Raw genomic sequence first — 21,382 nt, 5'->3', positions numbered from 1 at the left:
CTCAATCCGTGTTTTCGTTCACATAGAGCTCACTGGGCTGAATTCGATGCTGACCGGTGTTCATCAGTTCCGGCAAACGCCCCATCCGCTCGGCCAAACGGGAAAGCTTTTGCTCATGAAAATTAGATAACCCCGTATGAATCCGGTCCTGGAAAGGCTCAAGCCATCTTGACTCTAAGCCATCAGAACCAAAATAAACCCCGAGCAGAGAGCCGGCTGTTGCCCCAAAGCTGTCCGTATCGTTGCCTTGCATCACCTGCTTGCATATCCCGTCACCTACATGTTCTGCAAATCGAAATGTATTTATTAAAGTGCCTATTTCCTGATAAACCTGACAGTGGGAATAATTCGCATACTTATCGTTAATGCTCTGATAGGCTTCCAGCCAGTTATCTGCATTCGCTACCATCTGCAAGCAATCCTTAGTAATCTCATAGAATCGGCTCCTTCTCGGTACGAATTGCAGTGCAGTACTGATGATCTCAACAGGATCACGCAGCACATGTGCGACAGCAATCGCAGCAGCTATGAACATCGTGGAGTAAATACCGGTCCGGCGATGTGTAAAACTTGCATCCCGCCAAGCTAGCTCAGCCGCAAGCGCGGGTTGACCGGGACAGGCATAGCCGTAAGCATCTGCGCGAATCGCTGCCCCGCATAGTTCCGTATCCTGTACCAAAAGATCGGGCCAAGCCTCTATTTCAGAGTGATTGAATATTTCCCTGTCATGCTCCAAATAACTAATCCCCGATTGAATCAGGATGGATCTCTCTGGACCCCAAGTTGTACTTATCGGAAGATGATTTATCCATAAATCCCTTATATTTCTTTTCGTAAAACCCTTGCCGAATTGCTCCAGCACAAGCATCCCCATTAATGTGTAATTGATATCATCGTCAGGTGCCACATAACGAATTCGCCCCCGGGTCGTCTCATACCAGGACCAATGACGACGATTCAACGCATGGAGGATATCATCAGAGATGTAATCGTTCAGTGGCCATTCCCCTACGGAAGTAAGCGCTTGACGCAATTCCGACAAGCTGGGGTTGACTTCGATCGGTTTGCCCAGCATGGAGCCACAGACGGAAGCGAGGAATCCCGCCTCGACCCGCTTGGAGCTGTCCTTCAGATTCAGGATTCCGACCTGGCCAAGAGGTCGGGCCGGATCGCATTCCCGCCATATCTCCTCTAAATCATCCGGCTCATAGTAAGACCAATTATCCCGCATTGGAATGGCAGCCAAGCTCTGAGCGAATTCCAGATAGGCATCATAACTTGCAGGAAGCTGTTCCAGCTTGGCTAAATAACCCGAGGTTTGATGCCCCTGCGCGAATTTATTGCGGAGAACCCCCTCCAATTGACGTTTAAGAAATGTGAGTGATGGTAGCATGCTGCATCTCCTTTGTCCAAATTAGAATTTATTCTTAATTCATTGACAACTTACCTCAACGTGTCAAATGATAGAAGAACATTCTAAAGCATTCCATCAAGGACTATTCGAGAAATGCATTAAGTTCTCCTGCCCCAGAATTTCAGGATAAGCTACACATTTTCAGGTCCGTCTCATTGTAAAATAAATCTAATACTCTATATTCGTTGGACGAACCCGGAGGGATACCCATTTTGATTAAGAAACTAAAACTCTTTTGCAGGAATTTGAATCAGATGATTGAGTTCTACACGGGTGTATTGAATCTCCCAATAAGTAGGAATGATGCACAATCATTTTGTCTCACAGTTGGGAGTTCTCAATTGGATTATGAATACCAGCGTAATCATAATTCACCATATCATTTTGCATTCAACATACCAGAAAACCAGATTGAAGATGCAATGAATTGGCTTAAAAATAGAGTGGAATTGATGGATGACAACGGGGATTTAATTATTTTCTTTGAGGATTGGAACGCCCACTCGATTTATTTTAAGGATCCCGACGGAAATATAGTGGAATTGATAGCCCGTCATAATCTTAATAATAGTTCAACTCATGAGTTTTCTGGTAAAAGTCTTTTGAACGTAAGTGAAATCGGCTTACCTGTCCCAGATGTATTATCTGCTGCAGCGTTTTTTGGAGAGAAATACAATCTTTCTCCTTGGAGAGGCCAAAGTGAAACATTTACAGCCGTTGGTGATGAGAATGGGTTGATTATTTTGGTGAAACAAGGAAGAGTATGGTTTATGTCAGATGTGAAAGCAGAACCACAATATATCTCTGTCCTGCTTAAGGGACACGGGGAATTTGAAATTCATAAGGCGGTAAACTATCGGGAATGAGTGGCATTTCATCAACTAGCTTCTCATCTATTATAAACAGGCTCCGCATCCAAGCTCGATCCCTCGGACGACGAAGCCTGTTTCTTCTGTCATTTACTTAGCTCTTGCATCCATTCCAGGCTCAGTTTCCAGTCTTATCAGCAGCGTTGCAATCAGAGCGATAAGAAAACCAGTCGCACAGGCGATCAGGAAACCGCCGAACCCGTCGCCCAGGTAAGCAGGTAATGTCGGCAGTCCCGCAAAAGCGAAGGAAATCGCGGACGATCCGAACATCCCGGCCATTCCGCCGCCGACGGCTCCGGCACAACATACAATGACCATCGGCTTGCGCAAGGGCAGATTCACACCGAACATCGCGGGCTCGGTGACTCCGAACAAGGCCGAAATGGAAGCGGATAAGCTTAAGGTTTTGAACTTTTTATCTTTGGCTTTGAAGAATACCGCGAGCGCTGCTCCTGCCTGTGCGAACGAGGCCGGGCCCATCAGAGCCAAGAGGGTATCCGAACCATTCAGGCTGATATTATTAATTGCGAGCGGCACCAGACTCCAGTGCAGGCCGAAGATGACCATCGGCTGAATGATTGCACCCAGGACCATTCCCGCTCCTACCGGACTGAGATGATATACAAAGCTATACCCTTTGGCGAGCGCATCCCCGGCAAGTGTGCCCATCGGTCCGAACACCAGCAGCGTCACGGAGGATACCACAACAATAGAGATCAATGGTGTAAAGAACTCACGAATGATCTCAGGTAACACTTTAATACATATTCGTTCGACATAGACCAGCAAGCCAACTGCGAGAATAATTGGAATGGCACTTGCCGGATAGTTGACAGGAGTAATCCCCATGCCAAAAAACTGTATCGTCTCGTGGTCTGCAAACTGAGTGGTCAGACTCGGGTATAGTAACACCCCGGCGACCACAACAGCGGTAAATGGATTTGCCCCAAATTTTCGGGCTGCTGTATATGCCAGAAGAATGGGAAGATAGTAGAACAGACTGTCCGCCATCGCGTTCAGCGCTGTATACGTGCCTTCTGTTTTACTGATTAGCTCCAGCGCCGCCGCGCCAGCCAATAACCCTTTCATAATGCCTGCTGCACTCAGAATATTAACAATCGGAAGAAAGATTCCAGAGATGCCGTCAATTATGATATTAACCGCGCTCTTTTTGGAGTGCTGCACAGATGTTGCCTGATTATGTACTTCCATATGATCCCCCTGCGTCCTTATGGTGATATCTGACTGACAATAGATTTCAGCCAATCTTTCGACGTCTACTATAGCATAGTGGTCTGCGGGTAAGGCACCCCAATAATTAGTGCATTTCATGCAGGCTAAGGCGGATTTCAGATATACGGCACCTATACTTCAAAGACAAATGACCCGCAAGAGGGTCACTTTTTTCAAAGTTTCCATCTTACGGGTCACCGGTCAAACCCGCATTCCTGCAGGTTGTTTTAAAATACTTTTGTCGTCCAAGATTCGCAGTTCCACGTTTCTGTCACGATATCACGATAGAATTCGGGTTCATGCGAGATCAGCAAAATGCTGCCCTTATAGGCTTTGAGCGCACGCTGCAGCTCGTCCTTCGCATCGACGTCAAGATGGTTGGTCGGTTCGTCCAGTACCAGCAGATTGGTCTCGCGGTTAATCAGCTTACACAAACGGACTTTGGCTTTCTCGCCACCGCTTAAGACCGCGATCTTGCTCTCGATATGATTGGTCGTCAGACCGCATTTGGCAAGAGCCGCCCGTATTTCAAACTGAGTGTATGACGGGAACTCCGTCCAAATCTCTTCAATACAGGTGTTGTAGTTCGTTCCCTTGATCTCCTGCTCGAAATAGCCGATTTCCAACAGATCGCCGAGTCTGGCCGAACCTGAAATCGCCGGGATCTGGCCCAGAATGCTGCGCAGCAATGTCGTTTTACCGATCCCGTTCGCGCCGACGAGCGCGATTTTTTGTCCGCGTTCCATTTGGAGATTCAGGGGTCTCGACAACGGAGAATCGTATCCGATTACGAGCTCCTTGGTTTCGAAAATAAGCTTGCCGGAAGTGCGCGCATCCTTGAAGTTGAACTGCGGTTTCGGTTTTTCTCTGGCGAGTTCGATAACGTCCATCTTATCCAGCTTTTTCTGCCGGGACATCGCCATATTACGTGTAGCCACACTGGCTTTGTTCCGGGCAACGAAGTCCTTCAGATCCGCGATCTCCTGCTGCTGGCGTTTAAACGCAGATTCAAGCTGCGATTTCTTCGCCTCATACACCTGCTGGAAGTACTCGTAATCGCCCACATATCGCGTCAACGACTGATTCTCCATATGATAGATCAGGTTGATGACACTGTTCAGGAACGGAATGTCATGCGAAATCAAAATGAAAGCATTCTCGTATTCCTGCAAATACCGCTTCAGCCATACAATGTGCTGCTCGTCGAGATAGTTCGTAGGTTCGTCCAGCAGCAGAATGTCCGGCTTCTCCAGCAGCAGCTTGGCCAGCAGAACCTTGGTCCGTTGACCGCCGCTGAGATCATGGACGTCCTTATCCAGACCGATATCCGTCAGTCCCAACCCGCGGGCGGTTTCATCCACCTTAGCATCGATCATATAGAAATCCTGGCTTGTCAGTGTGTCCTGAATCGTTCCGACATCCTCCAGCATCTGCTCCAATTCCTCAGGAGACACCTCGCCCATTCTGCCATACATGTCATTCATCTCTTGTTCCATGTCAAAGAGATATTGAAAGGCACCCCGCAAAACGTCACGAATCGATTGTCCCTTCGTCAGTACGGCGTGCTGGTCCAGATAACCGGCCCGCATGCGTTTTGCCCATTCGACTTTTCCTTCGTCCGGCTGAAGCTTGCCTGTGATGATGTTCATGAAGGTGGATTTACCTTCACCATTGGCTCCGATCAGTCCGATATGTTCGCCCTTTAGCAGACGGAATGATACATCGGTGAAAATCGCGCGGTCGCCGAATCCATGACTCAGCTTTTCTACATTTAATATGCTCATGTAATAAACACCTTTTCCTTTATACTGTACTCTTGTCATATTATAAAGGCTAAAGCGGCACAACTCCAGACAGGTTTTAAAAAATTGCAATTTCACAGCTCCGCTATCCGCCGCTGAATGCGCGGGAACAGCCCTATGGCATTCTGATAAAACACCTTCTCGTGGTGCTGTTCGGGTACAAGTCGGCGGACAAACTCAGCATACAAGCCGATCGGTGCGAGCGGCCAGTCGGTTCCGAAGAGCATTTTCTCGTAATGATCCGAGTACACCAACGCCCTGCGGAAATGGTCCATGAATAGCGGTTCATTCATGAACCGTTCAAAATGAGGCCGGTCACCAACGACAAGACCAGACAAATCAGCATAAACATTCGGGTTCTTGGCCACCACTTCGGCAGCGTCCATGACCCAGGGATCACCCAAATGACAGATCATGAAGTTCACCCCGCGCTGCTGATAGGCTAATTCATCTACGGTAAGCGGATGCGAATACTTCAGTAATCCATTCATCGAATAGGTATCACCAGTATGAATGACCACAGGAACGCCGTACCTCGCAGCCAGTTCATACACGGGTGTGTAGATGTTGTCGTAGACATAATGATGGTAATACCCGGCATACAACTTGATCCCCGCCACCTCCGGCGCTTGCAGCCGTGCTTCGATCCGGTCCAGCTCCTGCCGGGCTTGCTTCCCGGTGAGCAGATTCGGATTGATGCCGACGCATTCCATCAGAAATGGCGGGACACTCTCTTCCAGATCAAGGCTCATCGGATTAGGTGAATTGGAATCGGGAAAAGCGCCCTTGGTCTGCTCTGTCACACCCATTCCAATACCAAGAATAACATCGTTTTTGTCAAACTCCGCCTTAAGGCCTGCGGTAGTGTAATCAACCTTCGACAGATCCGTTGCTGTCTGATGAAAGCTCTCGATATCGGAGAGATGGATATGAATATCAATGATCGGCATGTAAGGTCTCCTTATCTACGGCTGGGCTGGTGAACTTCAGTTTAAGCAGGCTCTGGATATCCTTTGGATTCAGCGCGGTTCCTCCCAGGATCAGAAAGGTCGGCTGTGTCATGGCAGTCTCCCCGTTCATAATAGCAAGCTGATGTTCCGCACCATACTCCATTACCTTGTTGTTCACATAGGCTGAGGCGTTTGTATTAGGATAGTTATTCACTGCATGCAGCATATGGACACGGTTAACAGCGCCAATCCGCAGCAGCTCCTTGGCTTGAAGCCCGGTTTCCAGGTTCCCGGTGAGGAATCGTCCTTCTCCGGGAACTTCGATCCAGCCTTCATTGATGGCTGGTGAAGGCCGGAAGAAATGAGACTCTTGTAACTTATACTCTGGCAGCATCATACCACTCTCATTGGTGACCGAATGCAGCATACATAGGACTGGAACACCAGGCAGCATGAGGTAAAACTGCTTGACCGACATTCCCCGATATATTTTATGCTGCTCGATCCGGGTGGTTAGACTCAGTCCTGTCCAGACGTTGCCTTGATCATCCGTACATTCCGCCCATGCCGCATATCTTGGCTCCTGCTGCCGGCTAAAGCCATTCATTCCGGGAATATGTACGCCTAGACCGCCATACCAGGGATTCCACCAGGAACGCGGAGCCGGTACCGGATATGAGCTATCCAGCCATTCTTCGCCCTGGTGCTTCAAGGAATGCACAACACTGCCGAATCCGGGGTCAGCCGCTATAGAGAGGACACCGTTGTTCACTGTATATAATGTCCCGGCCGTCCCCTCCTGAGTTTCACAGCTGACTCTCGCATCCGTCTGAGGGAACCACACTGCTGAGCGTTCCTGAATCCGATCCTCACCCCGATAGACGGCACGCACTTTCCAAGTGGATTCCCCGGTTCCCTGAATCCTCTTGTCCTCAGGAGAGAACTCCACATTTGCAGAATGCAGGTTCTGCTCTGGACGAAGCACAACATTCGCGATTCTTTGTTCTTCTTCCCCATCACATTGGACATAAAGCTCGAATTCCCCGGCAAGCGGAAGCAGCTTTCGTTCGATCAGCTCCGCATGAAGTACCGGAGACTTGAACGGATTACCGCCTCCAAGCATAAGTTCGAGATGATTATCCAACACTGGAATAACCGGGGCCGGACATTTACGGGCGAAGGAACGGAAATCCGACCAGTTAGCGAAGGTGTTCAGCGCAAATATCGTCGGCTTCGTCTTCACTGCTGCTCCGGGAGCGATTCGGCCGAGATCATGCTCTAGTCCGAGCGGATATTCCGAGCGAAGCAGCTTCAAGGAAGGGTCCCAGCAGATTCCGCAAGCCACATTCTCTTCCTTGTTGAACAGCCAGTTCTCCGTGATCTGAGCGCTGTCCCAATGATCCGGACTGCCAGCGTACGCCTCGCCCATATCGACATAACGGCCCTGATATGGCAGAATGAGCCGATTGCCGAAGAAACCGAAGTTCGTCAGCAGATATACGTTCTCCTCCAGCTCAATGCTGCTGCTATTCATTACTTCATAATGAAATTCGGCGATCCCGCTTGCAAACAGCTTGGTTACGGATTTCAGTTGCAGACCGGAAAAGTTCTCCGACTCGTACAGGGCTTCCAGAACCTGACTCTCTCCTTCCGGATAGATCTTCACTTCTGTAGCTTGCTTCTTCGAGAATTCTTCCGCGAACGGCTTTCCAAGCTTGGGATAGTTCCACCAAAAGTTGTGGCGGGAGCCCGGATATTCGATCCACATGTTATTACTTAGCTTGTGAAGGTGAACCGAAAAAGCACCGTTCACGGCGACCCATTGCTCCCCGTTCTGTCCTCCATAACGCCCCTCTGTTCCCTTCATTAGTACGGACAGCTTGCTTGTAAAGATAACTGGCTTACCGTTTACCGGAACCGCTGTGACCTGAACCTCGCGAGAGTACAGACCGTATGATTGCAAGGTGAAGGGTACCCGAATAGAGGTTTTGCCTTTAGCCGGTATGGTGATGCGGACCGAACGTTCAGCCCATTCCACGATTTCATCCTCAGGCCAGTCAAAAGTGAACTCCGCTGGTGAGGTGAAATTGTTCTCCACATTCAGATACAGCTCGGCCGGAATACCCGGATGCAGTTCTTTGACTGGCAATACCATCTGCATCTTGACCGGAAATTTCGGAGTGATGCCCATACGGAACTCGGCCCGTCTGCCACCGATGATCCAAGTGCTCTTGACAACAGGATGGGTCTTCTTGTTATTCTGCTCCTCCAGGATCGGGTCGAGCTGGAAATTCCCCTCCACGATTACCGCTTCTCCCGGAGCAATCGTTCGGGCGATATCCAGGGCAAAACGGATATTCTTGTCGTTCTGCCCCTTGATTTCTATTGAAAGCTCGGTTGCCAAGCGGTTTTCGATTCGGTAGCGGACCTTGTAAGCAGAACCAAATACGAGGTTATGCTCTTCGATCTCTGTTGAGATCGCATATTCTGGCGTATCCAGAGCGGTCAGCCCGCGGCCCGTCGTCTCAAATTCTGCCCGCAGTACCAGTTCTCCCTTATGCCACGTATAGTCCAGGAAATCGAAGCCGTGCTTATGGCGGCCATCCGGTTCGATAACAAGTTCACGGGTGCTATCTGCGTACCAGTCAAGCTCCTCGAAATACGGTGTGAGCGCTTCCGTTTGTAATATCGTTGGAATGAAGTTCATCAAGTGAACGTAATCATCATTTTTTTCCCAGAAGAACCCGCATTTCTTATACATGGGCACAGCCTTGGTATTGCCCGCCCAGGTGAACAGATCGAGCCGTGGCCAACCCGCTTCGACGGTCTTGCGGACAGCGTTCAATATCAGATTGCGGCCGACCTTACGTCCGTGATAATCGGGCCTCACATTCAGCAGCGGTACATACAAGGCGCCTTCATCTTGCTGGTAATGGGCGAAGCTGCAGAAACCCACAACCTCCTCGCCATCGACGGCAAGAAAAGCATGCAGATTGGACGAAATCTCCATTTTCCGGCGAATGCTGTCCTCTGTTCTGAGATTGGTACCCCCGCCCCAATTTTCGTTGCTGCGGTTCCACATGTCAGCGAGCGCTCCAGCGTATGAAGGATCATATTCAACAACACGAATGGGTTCAGCAGTAATATTGGTTGTCATACTCATATCCCCTTATCTTCATTTGATAGTGCAACTCTATGCCTTGCTATATGAAATCCGGACCTTCCTCAATATCGCCGCAATATATTTTTTTCTTATAATTTCGGTTATTATATTCGACTAAAAATTGCTCTTCATAATGTAAACAATATTCAATTTGCTCTCTGAAACTCTTCCAGGTTATCTTTTCAAGTGCCTCTTCAATAGAAAAATACCTAATCTCTAAGCTTTCAGCCGATATTCTAAACTCTCCACCGATGGGTCTTCCCATAAATAAGGTGTTATAAACGGATTCCTTAACATTCTGAAAAAAGCCACAAAATTTAATGATTTCTATATCCATGCCTGTCTCTTCTTTCGTTTCCCGCACAGCTGCAGCTGACAGTGATTCCCCCACTTCGACTCTGCCTCCTGGGATTTCCCATCCACGCTTCGGTCCGTATTTTAGTAGTATTTCGTTACGATCATTAATCACAACCACAGCAGCGGTCACAGTATGCTTCGGAGAAACCTCCATTTCACAACTCCTTCCTTCATTCATTTTGTCCATACTTCGTCTAGCGTTAATTATACTATTAAATGGAAGAATATTACGATTACTAAAAAATTCATGAAAAAAAACCTCCGCCAACCTCTGGCAGAAGCTTCTAACTGTTGATTCACTCGTACGAACTCCCGGAGATTCACGCCTCTGGAGTGTAGTTTACTGTTAAATTGGCTGCATAACTTGCCACAGTTTCCAGAACATCTCACTATCGATTATAAAATACACCTCTGCAAATCCATAGTTGATGTAACCATTTCTAATTATTTTCAAGCTCACCTCCGTACCATCACTTAGCTGAATGATCAATCGTCTATACTTATCGTCATTTCTAAAGTCACCCAGCGCATCACCAACGATTTCCCTTGATAAAAGATTCGCATGATACAGCTGATCCACCAGCGTGTTTATTAAATCCATATCTTTTATCGGGTGATATTGGTCCATGCTATTGTTCCACTCACTATAACTTTGATATCGGGCACCAACTACATTCCCTTTGATATTAAATCTCCCAAAAAAATCTCCACCATCTCTTACAGAAATACCGTTTAAGCGCTCATAAAATGCAGGGCTAACCATTCCATTCTGTTCAGCTAACGTCATAATTCTAAAATCCTTATCGTACCCATTTACCGTATAAACATCTGCCTTATGTATCGTTGAAGCAAATTCAATATCATTTTCATCTTGAGTATCCCAGCCTTCAATATTGCCTTTTGCAGTCCCAAGCTTCTCGCCGAGTAGATCTTTTGCCCGTTCAGGAGCGATTTCTGTATCCGTTTGGGTATATACTTTGCCGTTATAATAAATAAGTCCAATCATTCTGGCATTTCTAAAATTTTTCGTCTCAGGCAATTTGATGACAGGTAATTTCACCCCCGGCTCATCAGGTACAACTGCTACATCATTATAGGTTGATATCTGATCGGATATCTGATCATTACTGGCTTGTATGTAGATAATGCCACCAATCAGGATAAATAACCCAGCTGCCACTGCGCCTATTATTAGCCAAAAGTGTTTGGAGCGAATAAAGGACAAGATCATTGTTCGAATTCTTAACAAAAGATAGCACCTCGCATTTTCCGATTCTGATATCAGCAAAAAAAAGTTAATATAAAATCAATCATACCATATTCTGGTATACGTACGCAGATACTTATAAACCGAGGCGCAAAAAAACAGCAAAAAAAAGACTGTCGATACCTTAGATCAGCAGTCTTTCATTCTGGCTGGTTACCATCATGCCATTATTAATTCTTCTTGAGGAGCGGCCGGTCCTGCAAATACAGCTCCAGGTCAGGACTATGTCCTTCGACAATTTCCTGAACGATAATCTTGGCCAGCAGTTGGCTGTAGACTGTTCCGTTGTCGCCATAAGCGAGCAGGAAGTAGCTGTTTGGGAATTCATCATATTTTCCGACGATAGGCAAGCCGTCCACGATCCCGCCGTAAAATGCCGTGGAATAGAAGGCAGGGTCTACCTTGATGCCGGGAAACATTTGATTAAAATCTTCGATCAGCTTATCCTTCTTGTGCATCAGCTTGCTGTCCCGGTCCTCTGGTAAAGTCGTGTTGTCATCGAGACCACCGATGATAATCCGGTTATCGGCGGTGCTGCGGATGTATAAATAGGGGCGTGCCGTCTCCCAGAGCAGGGTCCGGTTATACCAGGAGGAGAAGTCCGCTACTTTCTCAGTGGTGACTGTATAGGTACTCACGAAAGAAGCTTGCTTTTCTTTTCGGATATCCATATTTTCATAGCCTGCTGCAAAAATGACATATCGGGCGCTCACCTCATACCCTGTTTTCGTGTAGATAATCATGCGCTGCTGTTCCCGGTCGTAACGGTGGCCATTCATCTCCGTGTGCTCATAAACAGCGACTCCCTGTTGCCCCGCATACTGAAACAAAGCATGGGTGAACTTGTAAGGATTCAACTCACCATCATTGTAGGAGTAGATCGCAGCTTCCCGGCTGAACGGGTACTTCGCCTCAATGTCCTCTTGTGTCCAAAAGTCCAATTCTACGCCATGCCGCTTAATAAAAGCATATTCGTTCCGTAAACGATCTACGTCTTCGTGACAGCTAGCGGAATAAAGTGTATCTCTCCTGCGAAATTCACAATCGATATCAACTTGCCGTGAAGCTGCTTCGATCTCATCGATCGCCTCCTTAAGCAGTTTCAGATGCCGCCCGACATATGCATCCCCGAAGGTGTGGGCCAAGGCCGTGAACATTTTTTCGCCCGAATATTGAATGATAGCGGTGTTCGTACTCGTGCTTCCGCTGCCTATGGTCCCCTTTTCTAAAACAGTGACTTGTATACCTCTGTCGGCTAAGTAATACGCACATTGCGCTGCGGAGCTTCCTCCGCCGATAATCACCACGTCACAAGTAACATTCTCCTTCAATGGAGGGTAGGACGGAGCATCTGGAAAGGTGGTCGGCCAATAATAAGTTCCCGATTGTAAGTTCATGGAATTCCCCCTGCAAGTAACAGACTGGAATTTATTATTACCCGGTTGTTAGGATTCATACGGTTTACTGCAGGCTGAAGCTTTATTTTTTTCTGCCGATATAGAGCAAGTGGGATGCGTTTGCCCCTAGAATGTAGGGGTCTTCCGCTGATTCGATTCCTGTTGAAGCAACTAATTTGGGTTCTGTTCCAGCGACCTGATGAATTCATCCACTTGTTTTCTTGTTTTCAAAGTAATAACTTGTTGTGGTTCTTGGATACGTTCCAGTTTCTTTATTGTGTTCTTGCGGCTTCTTGTCCGGTAATTCCAAACCCACTTTACGAAGTCCCAGTCTATTTTTTCCGGGCACTCTTCGTTCATATCAGGTCTGGCCTTCTTGTGGTACATGATACGCCGTTTAAATATCCGGTACATACATAGAACTCTGGGCATGTCCAAAAAAACAATTAAATCTGCTCTCTTTATTCTGCTGTCCATCGTCCTGGAATAGTTGCCGTCAATGATCCATTGATCTTCGTAAGTGAAGCGCTCTACGATCTGATCCCATTCTGCATTTTCTTTGGGGACCCAGTTCGCATTCCAAAAATAGGTGTCCAAATGGATAACCGGAAGCTTAAGAATGCCGCCAAGCTTCCGGGAAAGTGTAGATTTCCCCGATCCTCCCGAGCCAATAACCAGTATCCTGTCCACAGTTTCTCCTTTCATGAAATAGACTAAGAGTCAGCCGTTCAGGTTCCGCAAAAGGTTCGATAGGGACGCGCAGATTCCTCCGGTAATGTCGAGTAATCCGTCTGTTCGTCAGAGTAGGCATACGGGTCTGAAAGAACCTTAAGGAGCTGCTCCATAACAATGTAGTTTTTTTGTTTCACGGCAGCTTCCAGCGCTTCTTCCACTCTGTGATTACGCGGAATGACCGCAGGATTGCTGCTGCGCATCAGCTGCTGCGAAGAAGCCGGGGATTCGCCTTGTCTTCCAAGTCTTTCCTGCCAGAGCTTATGCCACTGGGTAAATTCCTCCGTGCCAGACAAGACTGTATCTTCCGGCTTCCCCAATGTTAAGGCACGAAAAGTATTCGTGTAGTCCGTACGATACTTTTGCATCATACGGAGGAGTTCTTCTATAAGATGGATATCCTCTTGTTCTTCGTTAAAGATTCCGAGCTTCGCTCTCATTCCTGCCACCCAAATCCGGTCATGCCTTACTGAAAAATCATCAATGGCAGCCTCAGCCATTTGAATAGCCTCCGATTGGTTGTCATGCAGCAGCGGAAGAAGGGTTTCTGCAAACCTCGCAAGATTCCAGGCGGCAATACGGGGCTGATTGCGATAGGCGTAGCGGCCCTGAAGATCAATGGAACTAAATACGGTTGCAGGGTCATATACGTCCAGGAAGGCGCATGGGCCATAATCAATAGTTTCTCCGCTAAGAGCCATGTTGTCGGTGTTCATCACCCCATGAATAAAACCTGCAAGCTGCCATTTGGCAATCAAATCCGCCTGACGTTGGACCACCTCCTGAAGCAGGATCAGATAACGGTTCCCTTCCGCCTCCGCATCCGGATAATGTCTTTGCAAGGTGTAATCTGCCAGAGCCCGGAGCTCCTCTGTGTTGCCCCTTGCGGCAACGAATTGAAAGGTCCCGACGCGCAAATGACTGGCAGCCACACGGGTCAAAATGGCACCCGGCTGCTCGGTTTCCCGGAATAAGGACTCACCGGTTGATACAACCGCCAAACTGCGGGTCGTAGGAATGCCAAGCGCATGCATGGCTTCGCTGATGATGTATTCCCGCAGCATCGGACCGAGCGCCGCCCGGCCATCGCCCCCTCTGGAGTAGGGAGTTCTGCCTGATCCCTTAAGCTGAATATCTACTCGCACACCAAGCGGATTGATCTGTTCACCAAGGAGCACTGCCCGGCCGTCGCCCAGCATATTGAAATGACCGAATTGATGTCCTGCATAAGCTTGCGCAAGAGGTTCGGCGCCATCGGGAACCTCATTGCCTGCGAGAACCGCTGTCCCGTCATTGCTGCGCAGAGCCTGGATATTTAACCCTAAAGAGTGGGCGAGCGGGTCATTAAAAATAACCAGCTCCGGCAAGCGGACAGGTGTCGGCTTCTGTAAGGTAAACAAAGATTCCGGCAGACTGGAGTAACTATTGTCAATGTGCCACCCGGGATCTGAACTTTCTTTTTTCTCCGTCATAATGCCTCCTTGTTTTCTTTTAGTCGTAATTCGTTTCCTACTAGTGTATACTACTGCAGCTCTGCTAATTCTTGAGGCAACGAAAAACCGCCATCTACATTAGGCTCGAACGCAACGAACTTCACTACAGCATCAAAATTGAGTTCACCATAGATATGAGGATATTCGCTTCCTTCATTATATAGATCTTCCCACCTAACCTCAGCCTCTACTTTTGACTCCTCAATATACAGTAAAATAAGCCCGTGAACTCCCTGGAAATTATCATTGGCGACCGGCACTATTTTATGAATCGGTGAGCAATGAATGAAGCCTTCTGTTTCTAAAGTAGGACCTTTATATATCCCGTTCAAAATCGCTGACTCCCATTCCGTTCTGAGTACAGCATGTACAAATATCATTACAAAACCCCTCCTTATATAGGTTGTGTCAAAAAAATGCAAAAAAGAAACCAACCTTTGGAAAAATGGAAGTGCGACCAACCATTTCAAAGGAGAGGTTTCGAATTGCAGACAATCCAGTCTGATTACCGGCAGGCTCGTTCATAAGCAAAATCCGGATTGCTCCTGCCTCCTGCCGGATGATGTTTGGATGAGCTATATAATTTAATAATCGCTGCCCTGACTCACTCTGATCACAACACTGCCTTTCTTATGCCCATGTTCCACATACCGATGGGCCTCGGCCGTATGTTCTAATGCATAGTACCTGTCAATCACCGATTTAATCTTCCCTATCTCCATTAGATCTTTTAGGAATTGCAGGTCCTCGATGCGGACCCTGGCCATCCCCTGCCCGGCTACTGTAACATATGCTCCGGTGGGCTTCAGTGCTTTTTTGCACCTGGATTTGGGAAGCTTGCCGGAGGCATCGAAGATAATGTCATACCGCCCGCCTCTTGTTGTAAAATCCTCTACCGTATAATCGATTACCTGACCCGCGCCCAAGGAATGTACCCATTCCAGATTTGCTGTACTGCATACCGCGTCTACCTCTGCCCCAAAGTGCTTCGCAAGCTGTAATGCAAATGTCCCTACAGTGCCTGAAGCTCCATAGACCAGAACGTTTTGTCCCCTTTGAACACCTGCTTTTCTAAGAAAATACAATGCGGTGGTTCCCCCATAAAGCGCTGCAGCAGCTTCCTCAAAGGTCGTATTGGCCGGTTTGAACCATACCATTCCGTCTTCATGCAGACAAGCATACTCAGCATGGGCGCCAAAGTGCATCCCCGTTAATGCAAAAACCAGATCACCTTGTTTGAAATGCTCCACTTCAGGGCCTACGGCTACTACTTCACCGGCTAACTCTACACCCAAAACAGGTTTTCTGGGTTTGCTTAGACCTAATACGATCCGCATAGGCAGCCATAGCAAGGCAGGACTCTTGAAAGTCCGTACTCTAACATCCCCTGCGGTTACGGTTGAAGCATGAACCTTGATCAGCAGTTCTTTGCGCTTGGGCAAAGGCTTCTCCAGCTCTATGAGTCGCAGTGTTTCTGGTGATCCGTACTTGGAGCATACTATGGCTTTCATGAGTTTCCTCCCGGTGTCGATTTGCAATAAGTATAGCTTCAGCAGGGAGGATCATGTAGATACTTAAGTATGCTTTTCGCCAAAAACTGTGACAATGCTGTTGAATGACATTACAACAAACCTAGCCTACGGGCATGGGCAACAGCCTCTGTACGCCGCGAGACCTGAAGTTTGTCAAAGATATTGCGGTTGTACCCCTTAACGGTACTTAGTGCTAGAAATAGCCGCTCGCTAATCTCGCGGTTCGAGAGACCTTGTGCAATAAGCTGCAATATTTCAAGCTCCCGCCCGCTCAGTGTCTCGATAAGGGGCTGGGACGGCCTGGGCACATGCTGAGCAGATCTCAATTGGCTGTGTTGTGGATTCTCGGCTTCAAATGCAGCCAGCAGTTTCCTCCGGTAATCCATCAGTTCCCCACCAACCTCTGCTTCGCGCAGCAGCCTTTCGACCGGCAGCCCTTCGTCGACAAAAGCACGGATAAAGCCGCCCGGCTGGGCCATTGTCATAGCTTCAGCCAATGCTTGCGTCGCTGCAGACTTATCTCCGCATCTGTAAAGGACTGCTGCATAAAAAATCATTCCCTTTAGCCGTTCGTCCGGACGACCCTTGACGGCCGCTTGCCTAAGCATTGGCTCTAGCACCGCCAACACGGCAGAAGTGTCTCCGCGTGCCATGTATACCTTTGCCTGGCAGAGTGAAAGCCCGTGCTGCTCCGCAAGGATAGCGGCTGCATCCAGGTTCTCCTGATGAAGCAAAGCCGACACTTGCATAGCTGCAATCTGGGGAATCTGTGCCCAATAATGTTCCTTCCGGGCAAGAAGCTCTGCTTTTGCTAAAATAGCAGCTGCCGCACTCACTTCACCCCGTGCAAGCTTCAGCTTCGCGAGCAGCACCTCGCCTGCCACCCCCCGGTCCGAATCTTCAAACTGTTGCGCAAGCTGGACGCTTTGCCGACTATGCAGGAGGGCTTGCTCCCATTCATTCCATTCATAAAAGATCCGCGCTAATCCCAGGTGTGCTTCGCATGCCGCCGGCAGTGGCGGTTCCCCAGCCCATTCCAGCACACGAAGATAGCTCCCAGCCGCAGCCGGTAACTGGTTCTCCGCTTCCTGAATGTTTCCAAGGCCTAGGGTTGCCATGATAGTGATCATCACGTGCCCGATCTTCTTGCTGATCGACAAGGCTTCGGCATAAGCTGTTTCGGCCAGGCTGAGATCTCCTTGGAGCTGATAAGCATACCCCAGCGACCACGCGGCCGCTGCACGCACCGGCAGATTGTCAGGATGGAGGTAGTCCAAGGCGCGGCGTGATTCGGCCATGATGGGTTCAGCCTGGTGTCTGCTTACCGCGAGCGTAGCACGTATGGAGGCAATATGTCCTGTAAGATCACGGGTTCTCTCGTTCTGTACAGTGCCGTGCAGCGCTTGTTCTGCAGCTTGCAGCTTCTGTTCAACACTCGATATCCGGCCCTGCATGAGGAGTCCGGAAGCATACATAACCCACAATGAAGGCCTTGAATCGAGTATTTCCACCGTCAGGGAATCCAGCCAGTTCAGTACGGGAGTTACTGCCCCCCGAAACAGCAACGGCATCCCCTCTCCTTCCATCAATCGGGCAGCGCGTTCGATATCCCCGGCAGCGGCTGCATGCTGGAAAGCTTCAAGTTCAAAGCCATTATCCTCATACCATGCGCTCGCCCGGATATGCAATTCAGCAACGGGAAGGCCTTGGGACAGACGTTCCCGCAGCAAATCCGCAAAGAGATGGTGATAGCGGTACCAGCGTCTTTCATTGTCCAAGGGAATAAGGAACAGATTCGCATGTTCAAGATATTCCAAGGTGCGTTGTCCGGAAGAAAAAGGTGACCCTCCGGATTCTTCACCCATTACAGCATCGCACAGCGGGCCGCACATCCGGCCCAGGACCGATGTGAGCAGCAAAAAAGCCTGAATACCTGCAGACTGCTGCTGCAGTACTTCTTCGACCAGATAATCCAGGACAAACTTGTGGCGCCCGGAGAACGACTGGATGAAGCTGGTGGCGTCATTGCGTCCCTGCAAAGAGAGTGCGGCTAATTGAAGGCCAGCTATCCAGCCTTCTGTGCGGGATTCAAGGTGCATGACATCTTCAGCGGAGAGCATCAGACCCATCACCTGGCCTAGAAATTCTGCAGCTTCGGTGGCATTGAACCGCAGGTCTGCAGCATGCAGTTCAGTCAATTGATGCCGCACGCGGAGCCTCGGCAACGGTAAAACCGGTTCTTCGCGTGTAGCGATGACCAGATGCATCTGCGGCGGCAGGTGCTCAATCAGAAAAGCCACGGCTTCATTGACCGGCTTCGAATCAATCAGATGGTAATCGTCAAGGACAAGAACGGATGGCTCAGATACAGAGGTGATTTCATTCAGAAGTGCCGTCAGTATTGATTCAATTGGCGGGGACTGGGGGGATTGAAGCACGGCCAACATACCCTCTCCGATGTTCACGCCAATGGTCCGGCAAGCGGCGCACAAATACGTGAGAAAACTCGCAGGATCATTATCACCAGCATCCAGCGACAACCATCCGGCTCTGTGTCCGCAGACAGAGAGCCAGGCACTGACGAGTGTCGTTTTACCATAACCGGCTGAGGCGGAGAGGACAGTCAGCTTGCCTTGCAGACCCTCGTTAAGCCGCTCCAGCAGACGCGGGCGGACGACGATTTTTGACCTGGCCGGGGGGATATACAGCTTGGTAGATACAAGAGATATTGTCATATCTAGATTATAATGATTGTAATCCTGCAGCGTCAACAAAGCAGTTCGTTCCCGGATCAGCTTAATCCGTGTACCCTAATTTAAAAAGAACGATATACTCGTACAAGATGAACCCTCTATTCGGACCCCGGGTTAGTTAGAGATTTACGGAGGCTTACCCGGCTGATCCCTCAATAACATATAAGCGCTCAAAGCATAGGAATAACTGCTTTTGAGCGCTTTTTAGGTTCATGGGTTGGATACAGCTTTATTTTCCCGTCAGCAAATATTTATATATCTTGCCATCCCGTACATACTCATTAGAGAACAGCAGCGCATCCCCATCACGCTTGATGAATTTCAGATTGTCTCCATAGAACGGAATATCGTTGGTTTCCGCATATTCCTGCTGCTTGGTGTCGAGCAGCTTTTGGTACAATAACGTCTGTCTACCCGTCTTGCGTTCGATCAGCATAAGCAGCCCCTTCTGATTCGGACGAATCAGCAGATAATCATCATCCATTCCTTCCACCAAATAGTTCTCAGCTACACCCCCAAGCTTCACCATGTCAATGAATGAGGTTACCTTCCCTGTACCATCTTCTATCAGCCGCAGCGTTTTCCCGTCCGTAAGCACCAAGTGATTGCCGTACATTTTCACATTATCCCCATAGCGCATCCAGTACTTCACACTATCCTGACGGATAACCATTCCATCCTTGAGAATTAGCGTATACCATGTATTGTTGATATGGGGTTCCCCGTAAATATCCGTGATGGTCAGGTAAATCAAGCCCTTTGGAGTCTTTTTAAAATCAAATTGAACCATATCATACAGCTCCGAACCGAGTTTTGCCAGCAATCTGGGCTCACCCGAAGGAGCGGTTACATAGAGGTTACCGGTTTTTTTATCAATTGTATAATCGTTACCACCGTAGACAGCACTTGCGGAGTTAAAGGACTTAAGCCCTTGAGCAGTATAGACTCTATGCGCGGCATCCCAGCCCACCGTGGTTCCTCCCAGTGAACCTACTACGAAACGGGCGGGAACATACAACTGCTCCTCATAGATAAAAGGAGTTCCTCCAAGATCAACGATTACTCCGTCAAGAACGCCCTTTGAGCTCCCTACTCGAATACCAAGCTTTTTCTTCCATCCTACAAATTGCACCTTTTGATGAGCCTGATCCCAAGTGGCCTGAAGACCTGCCGACTCCAACAGATAAGCGGGCACATAGGTAATTCCATTCTTGATCAGCGCCGAATTGGTGCTCTGACCTCCGCCCTCCATTGAGTACTTGAAATATGCCGAAGAAGCAGCATCAGTAATTGGAGCCATTAGCAAAGAGGCCGCGAGCAAAGGGGCAACCAGCCATTTTCTAACCATACATCTTTCCATCCTCTCTTATTCATACCTGTTATGTATAGACGCAAACGGTTCAGATAGGTTTCACCAGATTTTCCCACATAAGGAGCTTGATCCAATCGTATCCTTAACTTTTTTTCCAGCGGCATGCACCTATCTTAGGCTCCTGTCATACAACGGTTATAAGGAAGGCGGGATGCAGGTGAACAACAATCAGGCTTTTGATGAACGGGCCATCTTTCTGGCGGCTGTCTGTGGACAGACCTATGTCCAGTTTAATCATACGGATGGTGCATTCACCGTTCCAACAGGATATTCAGTCACCCATATCATTCAAGCGAAATCGTTAGGCCGTGTATGGGAACCGTTTGGATTCATTATGGAATCGCCGCAAGAGATCATAATTGCCTTCCGCGGGAGCAGTTCAACGGCCAACTGGATTTCTAATGCCAATGCCACGCAAAAAAAGTACAAATACATCAAGGAAAACTGCCTTACCCACCGCGGCTTTACCAACATTTATTCCTCTTCACGAAGCGGTATTCTCTCTGCACTCTCCCGGTTGTCCCCCGGCAAAAGGCTATATATAACAGGTCACAGCCTCGGTGGGGCACTCGCGACACTATGCGCTCCCGATGTTGCTGTTCATACTGCATTCAATACTCCACACCTATATACCTATGGTTCTCCCCGTGCCGGTGATCCGGCCTTCGCAAAGGCTTGTTCGCGATATGTTCCGAATAGCTACCGTATTGGCAACCTTTTTGATGCTGCCGTTTATGTTCCGCCCTCGATCTTCATAATGCCTGGCCGGGACAAACGGTATTATTACAGCCATGTCCAGACCTTTTATCCCCTTTCTTTTCAAAATGGCTCCGTCAGCCTCAATCACGCACTCAGCAGTTATTTCAGGGAACTTTCCAAGCTCCGTCCAGAATTCACGAAGCAGCTGTGCGCTTCAACCCCCGGTTTTTGTCCGGTTGTGGAAGAACTCCCCCAAGCGACTCGAGCTTAGCAGGCCTTGGATAAGCAAAAGACACTAGCCTACGGGCTAATGTCATGGATCATTCTCACCTATGTAATGGGAATTTTC

The 21,382-nt window shown here is 48.6% G+C and carries 16 protein-coding genes; 2 read left to right on the top strand and 14 right to left on the bottom strand.

The window, feature by feature from the left end; genetic code table 11:
* Position 1: 1 nt before the first annotated feature.
* Positions 2-1,393: an ADP-ribosylglycohydrolase family protein gene (locus tag A3848_RS26605; protein ID WP_074087973.1), complete on the bottom strand. Its 1,392-nt coding sequence runs from the start codon at positions 1,391-1,393 to the stop codon at positions 2-4.
* 233 nt (positions 1,394-1,626) lie between these two features.
* Between A3848_RS26605 and A3848_RS26600 the strand changes: the two genes are divergently transcribed.
* Complete coding sequence (locus A3848_RS26600; protein ID WP_083609743.1) at positions 1,627-2,280, top strand: VOC family protein; 654 nt, start codon at positions 1,627-1,629, stop codon at positions 2,278-2,280.
* A gap of 93 nt (positions 2,281-2,373) precedes the next feature.
* On the opposite strand, the gene A3848_RS26595 is transcribed toward A3848_RS26600, so the two are convergent.
* The 13 genes from A3848_RS26595 to A3848_RS26535 all read right to left on the bottom strand — a co-directional run bounded on the left by A3848_RS26595 (position 2,374) and on the right by A3848_RS26535 (position 20,310).
* Complete coding sequence (locus tag A3848_RS26595) at positions 2,374-3,495, bottom strand: PTS transporter subunit EIIC (RefSeq protein WP_074087972.1); 1,122 nt, start codon at positions 3,493-3,495, stop codon at positions 2,374-2,376.
* 248 nt (positions 3,496-3,743) lie between these two features.
* Complete coding sequence (locus A3848_RS26590; RefSeq protein WP_074087970.1) at positions 3,744-5,300, bottom strand: ABC-F family ATP-binding cassette domain-containing protein; 1,557 nt, start codon at positions 5,298-5,300, stop codon at positions 3,744-3,746.
* A gap of 92 nt (positions 5,301-5,392) precedes the next feature.
* The gene (locus A3848_RS26585; protein ID WP_074087969.1) at positions 5,393-6,268 is read right to left on the bottom strand and encodes an amidohydrolase family protein; all 876 of its coding nucleotides are present in this window, start codon (positions 6,266-6,268) and stop codon (positions 5,393-5,395) included.
* Positions 6,255-9,425 (bottom strand): GNAT family N-acetyltransferase, encoded by a 3,171-nt coding sequence (locus A3848_RS26580; RefSeq protein ID WP_074087968.1) that lies wholly within the window; start codon positions 9,423-9,425, stop codon positions 6,255-6,257. The genes A3848_RS26585 and A3848_RS26580 overlap by 14 nt, the downstream gene beginning before the upstream one ends.
* 46 nt (positions 9,426-9,471) lie before the next feature.
* Complete coding sequence (locus A3848_RS26575; RefSeq protein ID WP_074087966.1) at positions 9,472-9,942, bottom strand: NUDIX hydrolase; 471 nt, start codon at positions 9,940-9,942, stop codon at positions 9,472-9,474.
* A 192-nt stretch (positions 9,943-10,134) separates the two neighbouring features.
* Entirely contained in the window at positions 10,135-11,037 is a 903-nt protein-coding gene (locus A3848_RS26570; protein WP_143192465.1) for a hypothetical protein, read from the bottom strand.
* Between the two features lie 188 nt (positions 11,038-11,225).
* Positions 11,226-12,452 carry an NAD(P)/FAD-dependent oxidoreductase gene (locus A3848_RS26565; RefSeq protein ID WP_074087962.1) on the bottom strand — a complete coding sequence of 409 codons (1,227 nt, stop codon included), beginning with the start codon at positions 12,450-12,452 and terminating at the stop codon, positions 11,226-11,228.
* A 171-nt stretch (positions 12,453-12,623) separates the two neighbouring features.
* A complete protein-coding gene (locus tag A3848_RS26560) occupies positions 12,624-13,157 on the bottom strand; it encodes a DNA topology modulation protein (protein WP_074087960.1) in 534 nt (177 codons plus the stop codon).
* Positions 13,158-13,180: 23 nt separating this feature from the next.
* Positions 13,181-14,656, bottom strand: a complete 1,476-nt coding sequence (locus A3848_RS26555; protein ID WP_074087959.1) for a protein adenylyltransferase SelO — start codon at positions 14,654-14,656, stop codon at positions 13,181-13,183.
* A 50-nt stretch (positions 14,657-14,706) separates the two neighbouring features.
* Entirely contained in the window at positions 14,707-15,057 is a 351-nt protein-coding gene (locus tag A3848_RS26550) for a DUF952 domain-containing protein (RefSeq protein ID WP_074087956.1), read from the bottom strand.
* A 204-nt stretch (positions 15,058-15,261) separates the two neighbouring features.
* Positions 15,262-16,188: an NAD(P)-dependent alcohol dehydrogenase gene (locus A3848_RS26545; RefSeq protein ID WP_074087955.1), complete on the bottom strand. Its 927-nt coding sequence runs from the start codon at positions 16,186-16,188 to the stop codon at positions 15,262-15,264.
* A gap of 110 nt (positions 16,189-16,298) precedes the next feature.
* Positions 16,299-18,944, bottom strand: coding sequence for a winged helix-turn-helix domain-containing protein (locus tag A3848_RS26540; RefSeq protein ID WP_074088227.1), 2,646 nt, complete (start codon positions 18,942-18,944; stop codon positions 16,299-16,301).
* A 247-nt stretch (positions 18,945-19,191) separates the two neighbouring features.
* Positions 19,192-20,310 carry a copper amine oxidase N-terminal domain-containing protein gene (locus A3848_RS26535; RefSeq protein WP_074087953.1) on the bottom strand — a complete coding sequence of 373 codons (1,119 nt, stop codon included), beginning with the start codon at positions 20,308-20,310 and terminating at the stop codon, positions 19,192-19,194.
* A gap of 175 nt (positions 20,311-20,485) precedes the next feature.
* Here A3848_RS26535 and A3848_RS26530 point away from each other — a divergent pair, with 175 nt between their 5' ends.
* A complete protein-coding gene (locus A3848_RS26530; RefSeq protein ID WP_074087952.1) occupies positions 20,486-21,304 on the top strand; it encodes a lipase family protein in 819 nt (272 codons plus the stop codon).
* Positions 21,305-21,382 lie beyond the last annotated feature (78 nt).

Source organism: Paenibacillus sp. P32E (assembly GCF_001909085.1).
GTDB classification, from domain to species: Bacteria; Bacillota; Bacilli; order Paenibacillales; family Paenibacillaceae; genus Paenibacillus_AQ; species Paenibacillus_AQ helianthi.
Note: the sequence above shows the minus strand (reverse complement) of the source record. Positions and strands in the feature narration are given on the sequence as shown.

What these genes read in the sequence shown, in the direction of transcription:
- A3848_RS26535 (WP_074087953.1), bottom strand. Translation starts at nt 20,310, where the DNA reads ATGGTTAGAAAATGGCTGGTTGCCCCTTTGCTCGCGGCCTCTTTGCTA.
- A3848_RS26545 (WP_074087955.1), bottom strand. Translation starts at nt 16,188, where the DNA reads ATGAAAGCCATAGTATGCTCCAAGTACGGATCACCAGAAACACTGCGA.
- A3848_RS26575 (WP_074087966.1), bottom strand. Translation starts at nt 9,942, where the DNA reads ATGGAGGTTTCTCCGAAGCATACTGTGACCGCTGCTGTGGTTGTGATT.
- A3848_RS26560 (WP_074087960.1), bottom strand. Translation starts at nt 13,157, where the DNA reads ATGAAAGGAGAAACTGTGGACAGGATACTGGTTATTGGCTCGGGAGGA.
- A3848_RS26555 (WP_074087959.1), bottom strand. Translation starts at nt 14,656, where the DNA reads ATGACGGAGAAAAAAGAAAGTTCAGATCCCGGGTGGCACATTGACAAT.
- A3848_RS26595 (WP_074087972.1), bottom strand. Translation starts at nt 3,495, where the DNA reads ATGGAAGTACATAATCAGGCAACATCTGTGCAGCACTCCAAAAAGAGC.
- A3848_RS26605 (WP_074087973.1), bottom strand. Translation starts at nt 1,393, where the DNA reads ATGCTACCATCACTCACATTTCTTAAACGTCAATTGGAGGGGGTTCTC.
- A3848_RS26585 (WP_074087969.1), bottom strand. Translation starts at nt 6,268, where the DNA reads ATGCCGATCATTGATATTCATATCCATCTCTCCGATATCGAGAGCTTT.
- A3848_RS26565 (WP_074087962.1), bottom strand. Translation starts at nt 12,452, where the DNA reads ATGAACTTACAATCGGGAACTTATTATTGGCCGACCACCTTTCCAGAT.
- A3848_RS26590 (WP_074087970.1), bottom strand. Translation starts at nt 5,300, where the DNA reads ATGAGCATATTAAATGTAGAAAAGCTGAGTCATGGATTCGGCGACCGC.
- A3848_RS26540 (WP_074088227.1), bottom strand. Translation starts at nt 18,944, where the DNA reads ATGACAATATCTCTTGTATCTACCAAGCTGTATATCCCCCCGGCCAGG.
- A3848_RS26530 (WP_074087952.1), top strand. Translation starts at nt 20,486, where the DNA reads ATGCAGGTGAACAACAATCAGGCTTTTGATGAACGGGCCATCTTTCTG.
- A3848_RS26580 (WP_074087968.1), bottom strand. Translation starts at nt 9,425, where the DNA reads ATGACAACCAATATTACTGCTGAACCCATTCGTGTTGTTGAATATGAT.
- A3848_RS26550 (WP_074087956.1), bottom strand. Translation starts at nt 15,057, where the DNA reads ATGATATTTGTACATGCTGTACTCAGAACGGAATGGGAGTCAGCGATT.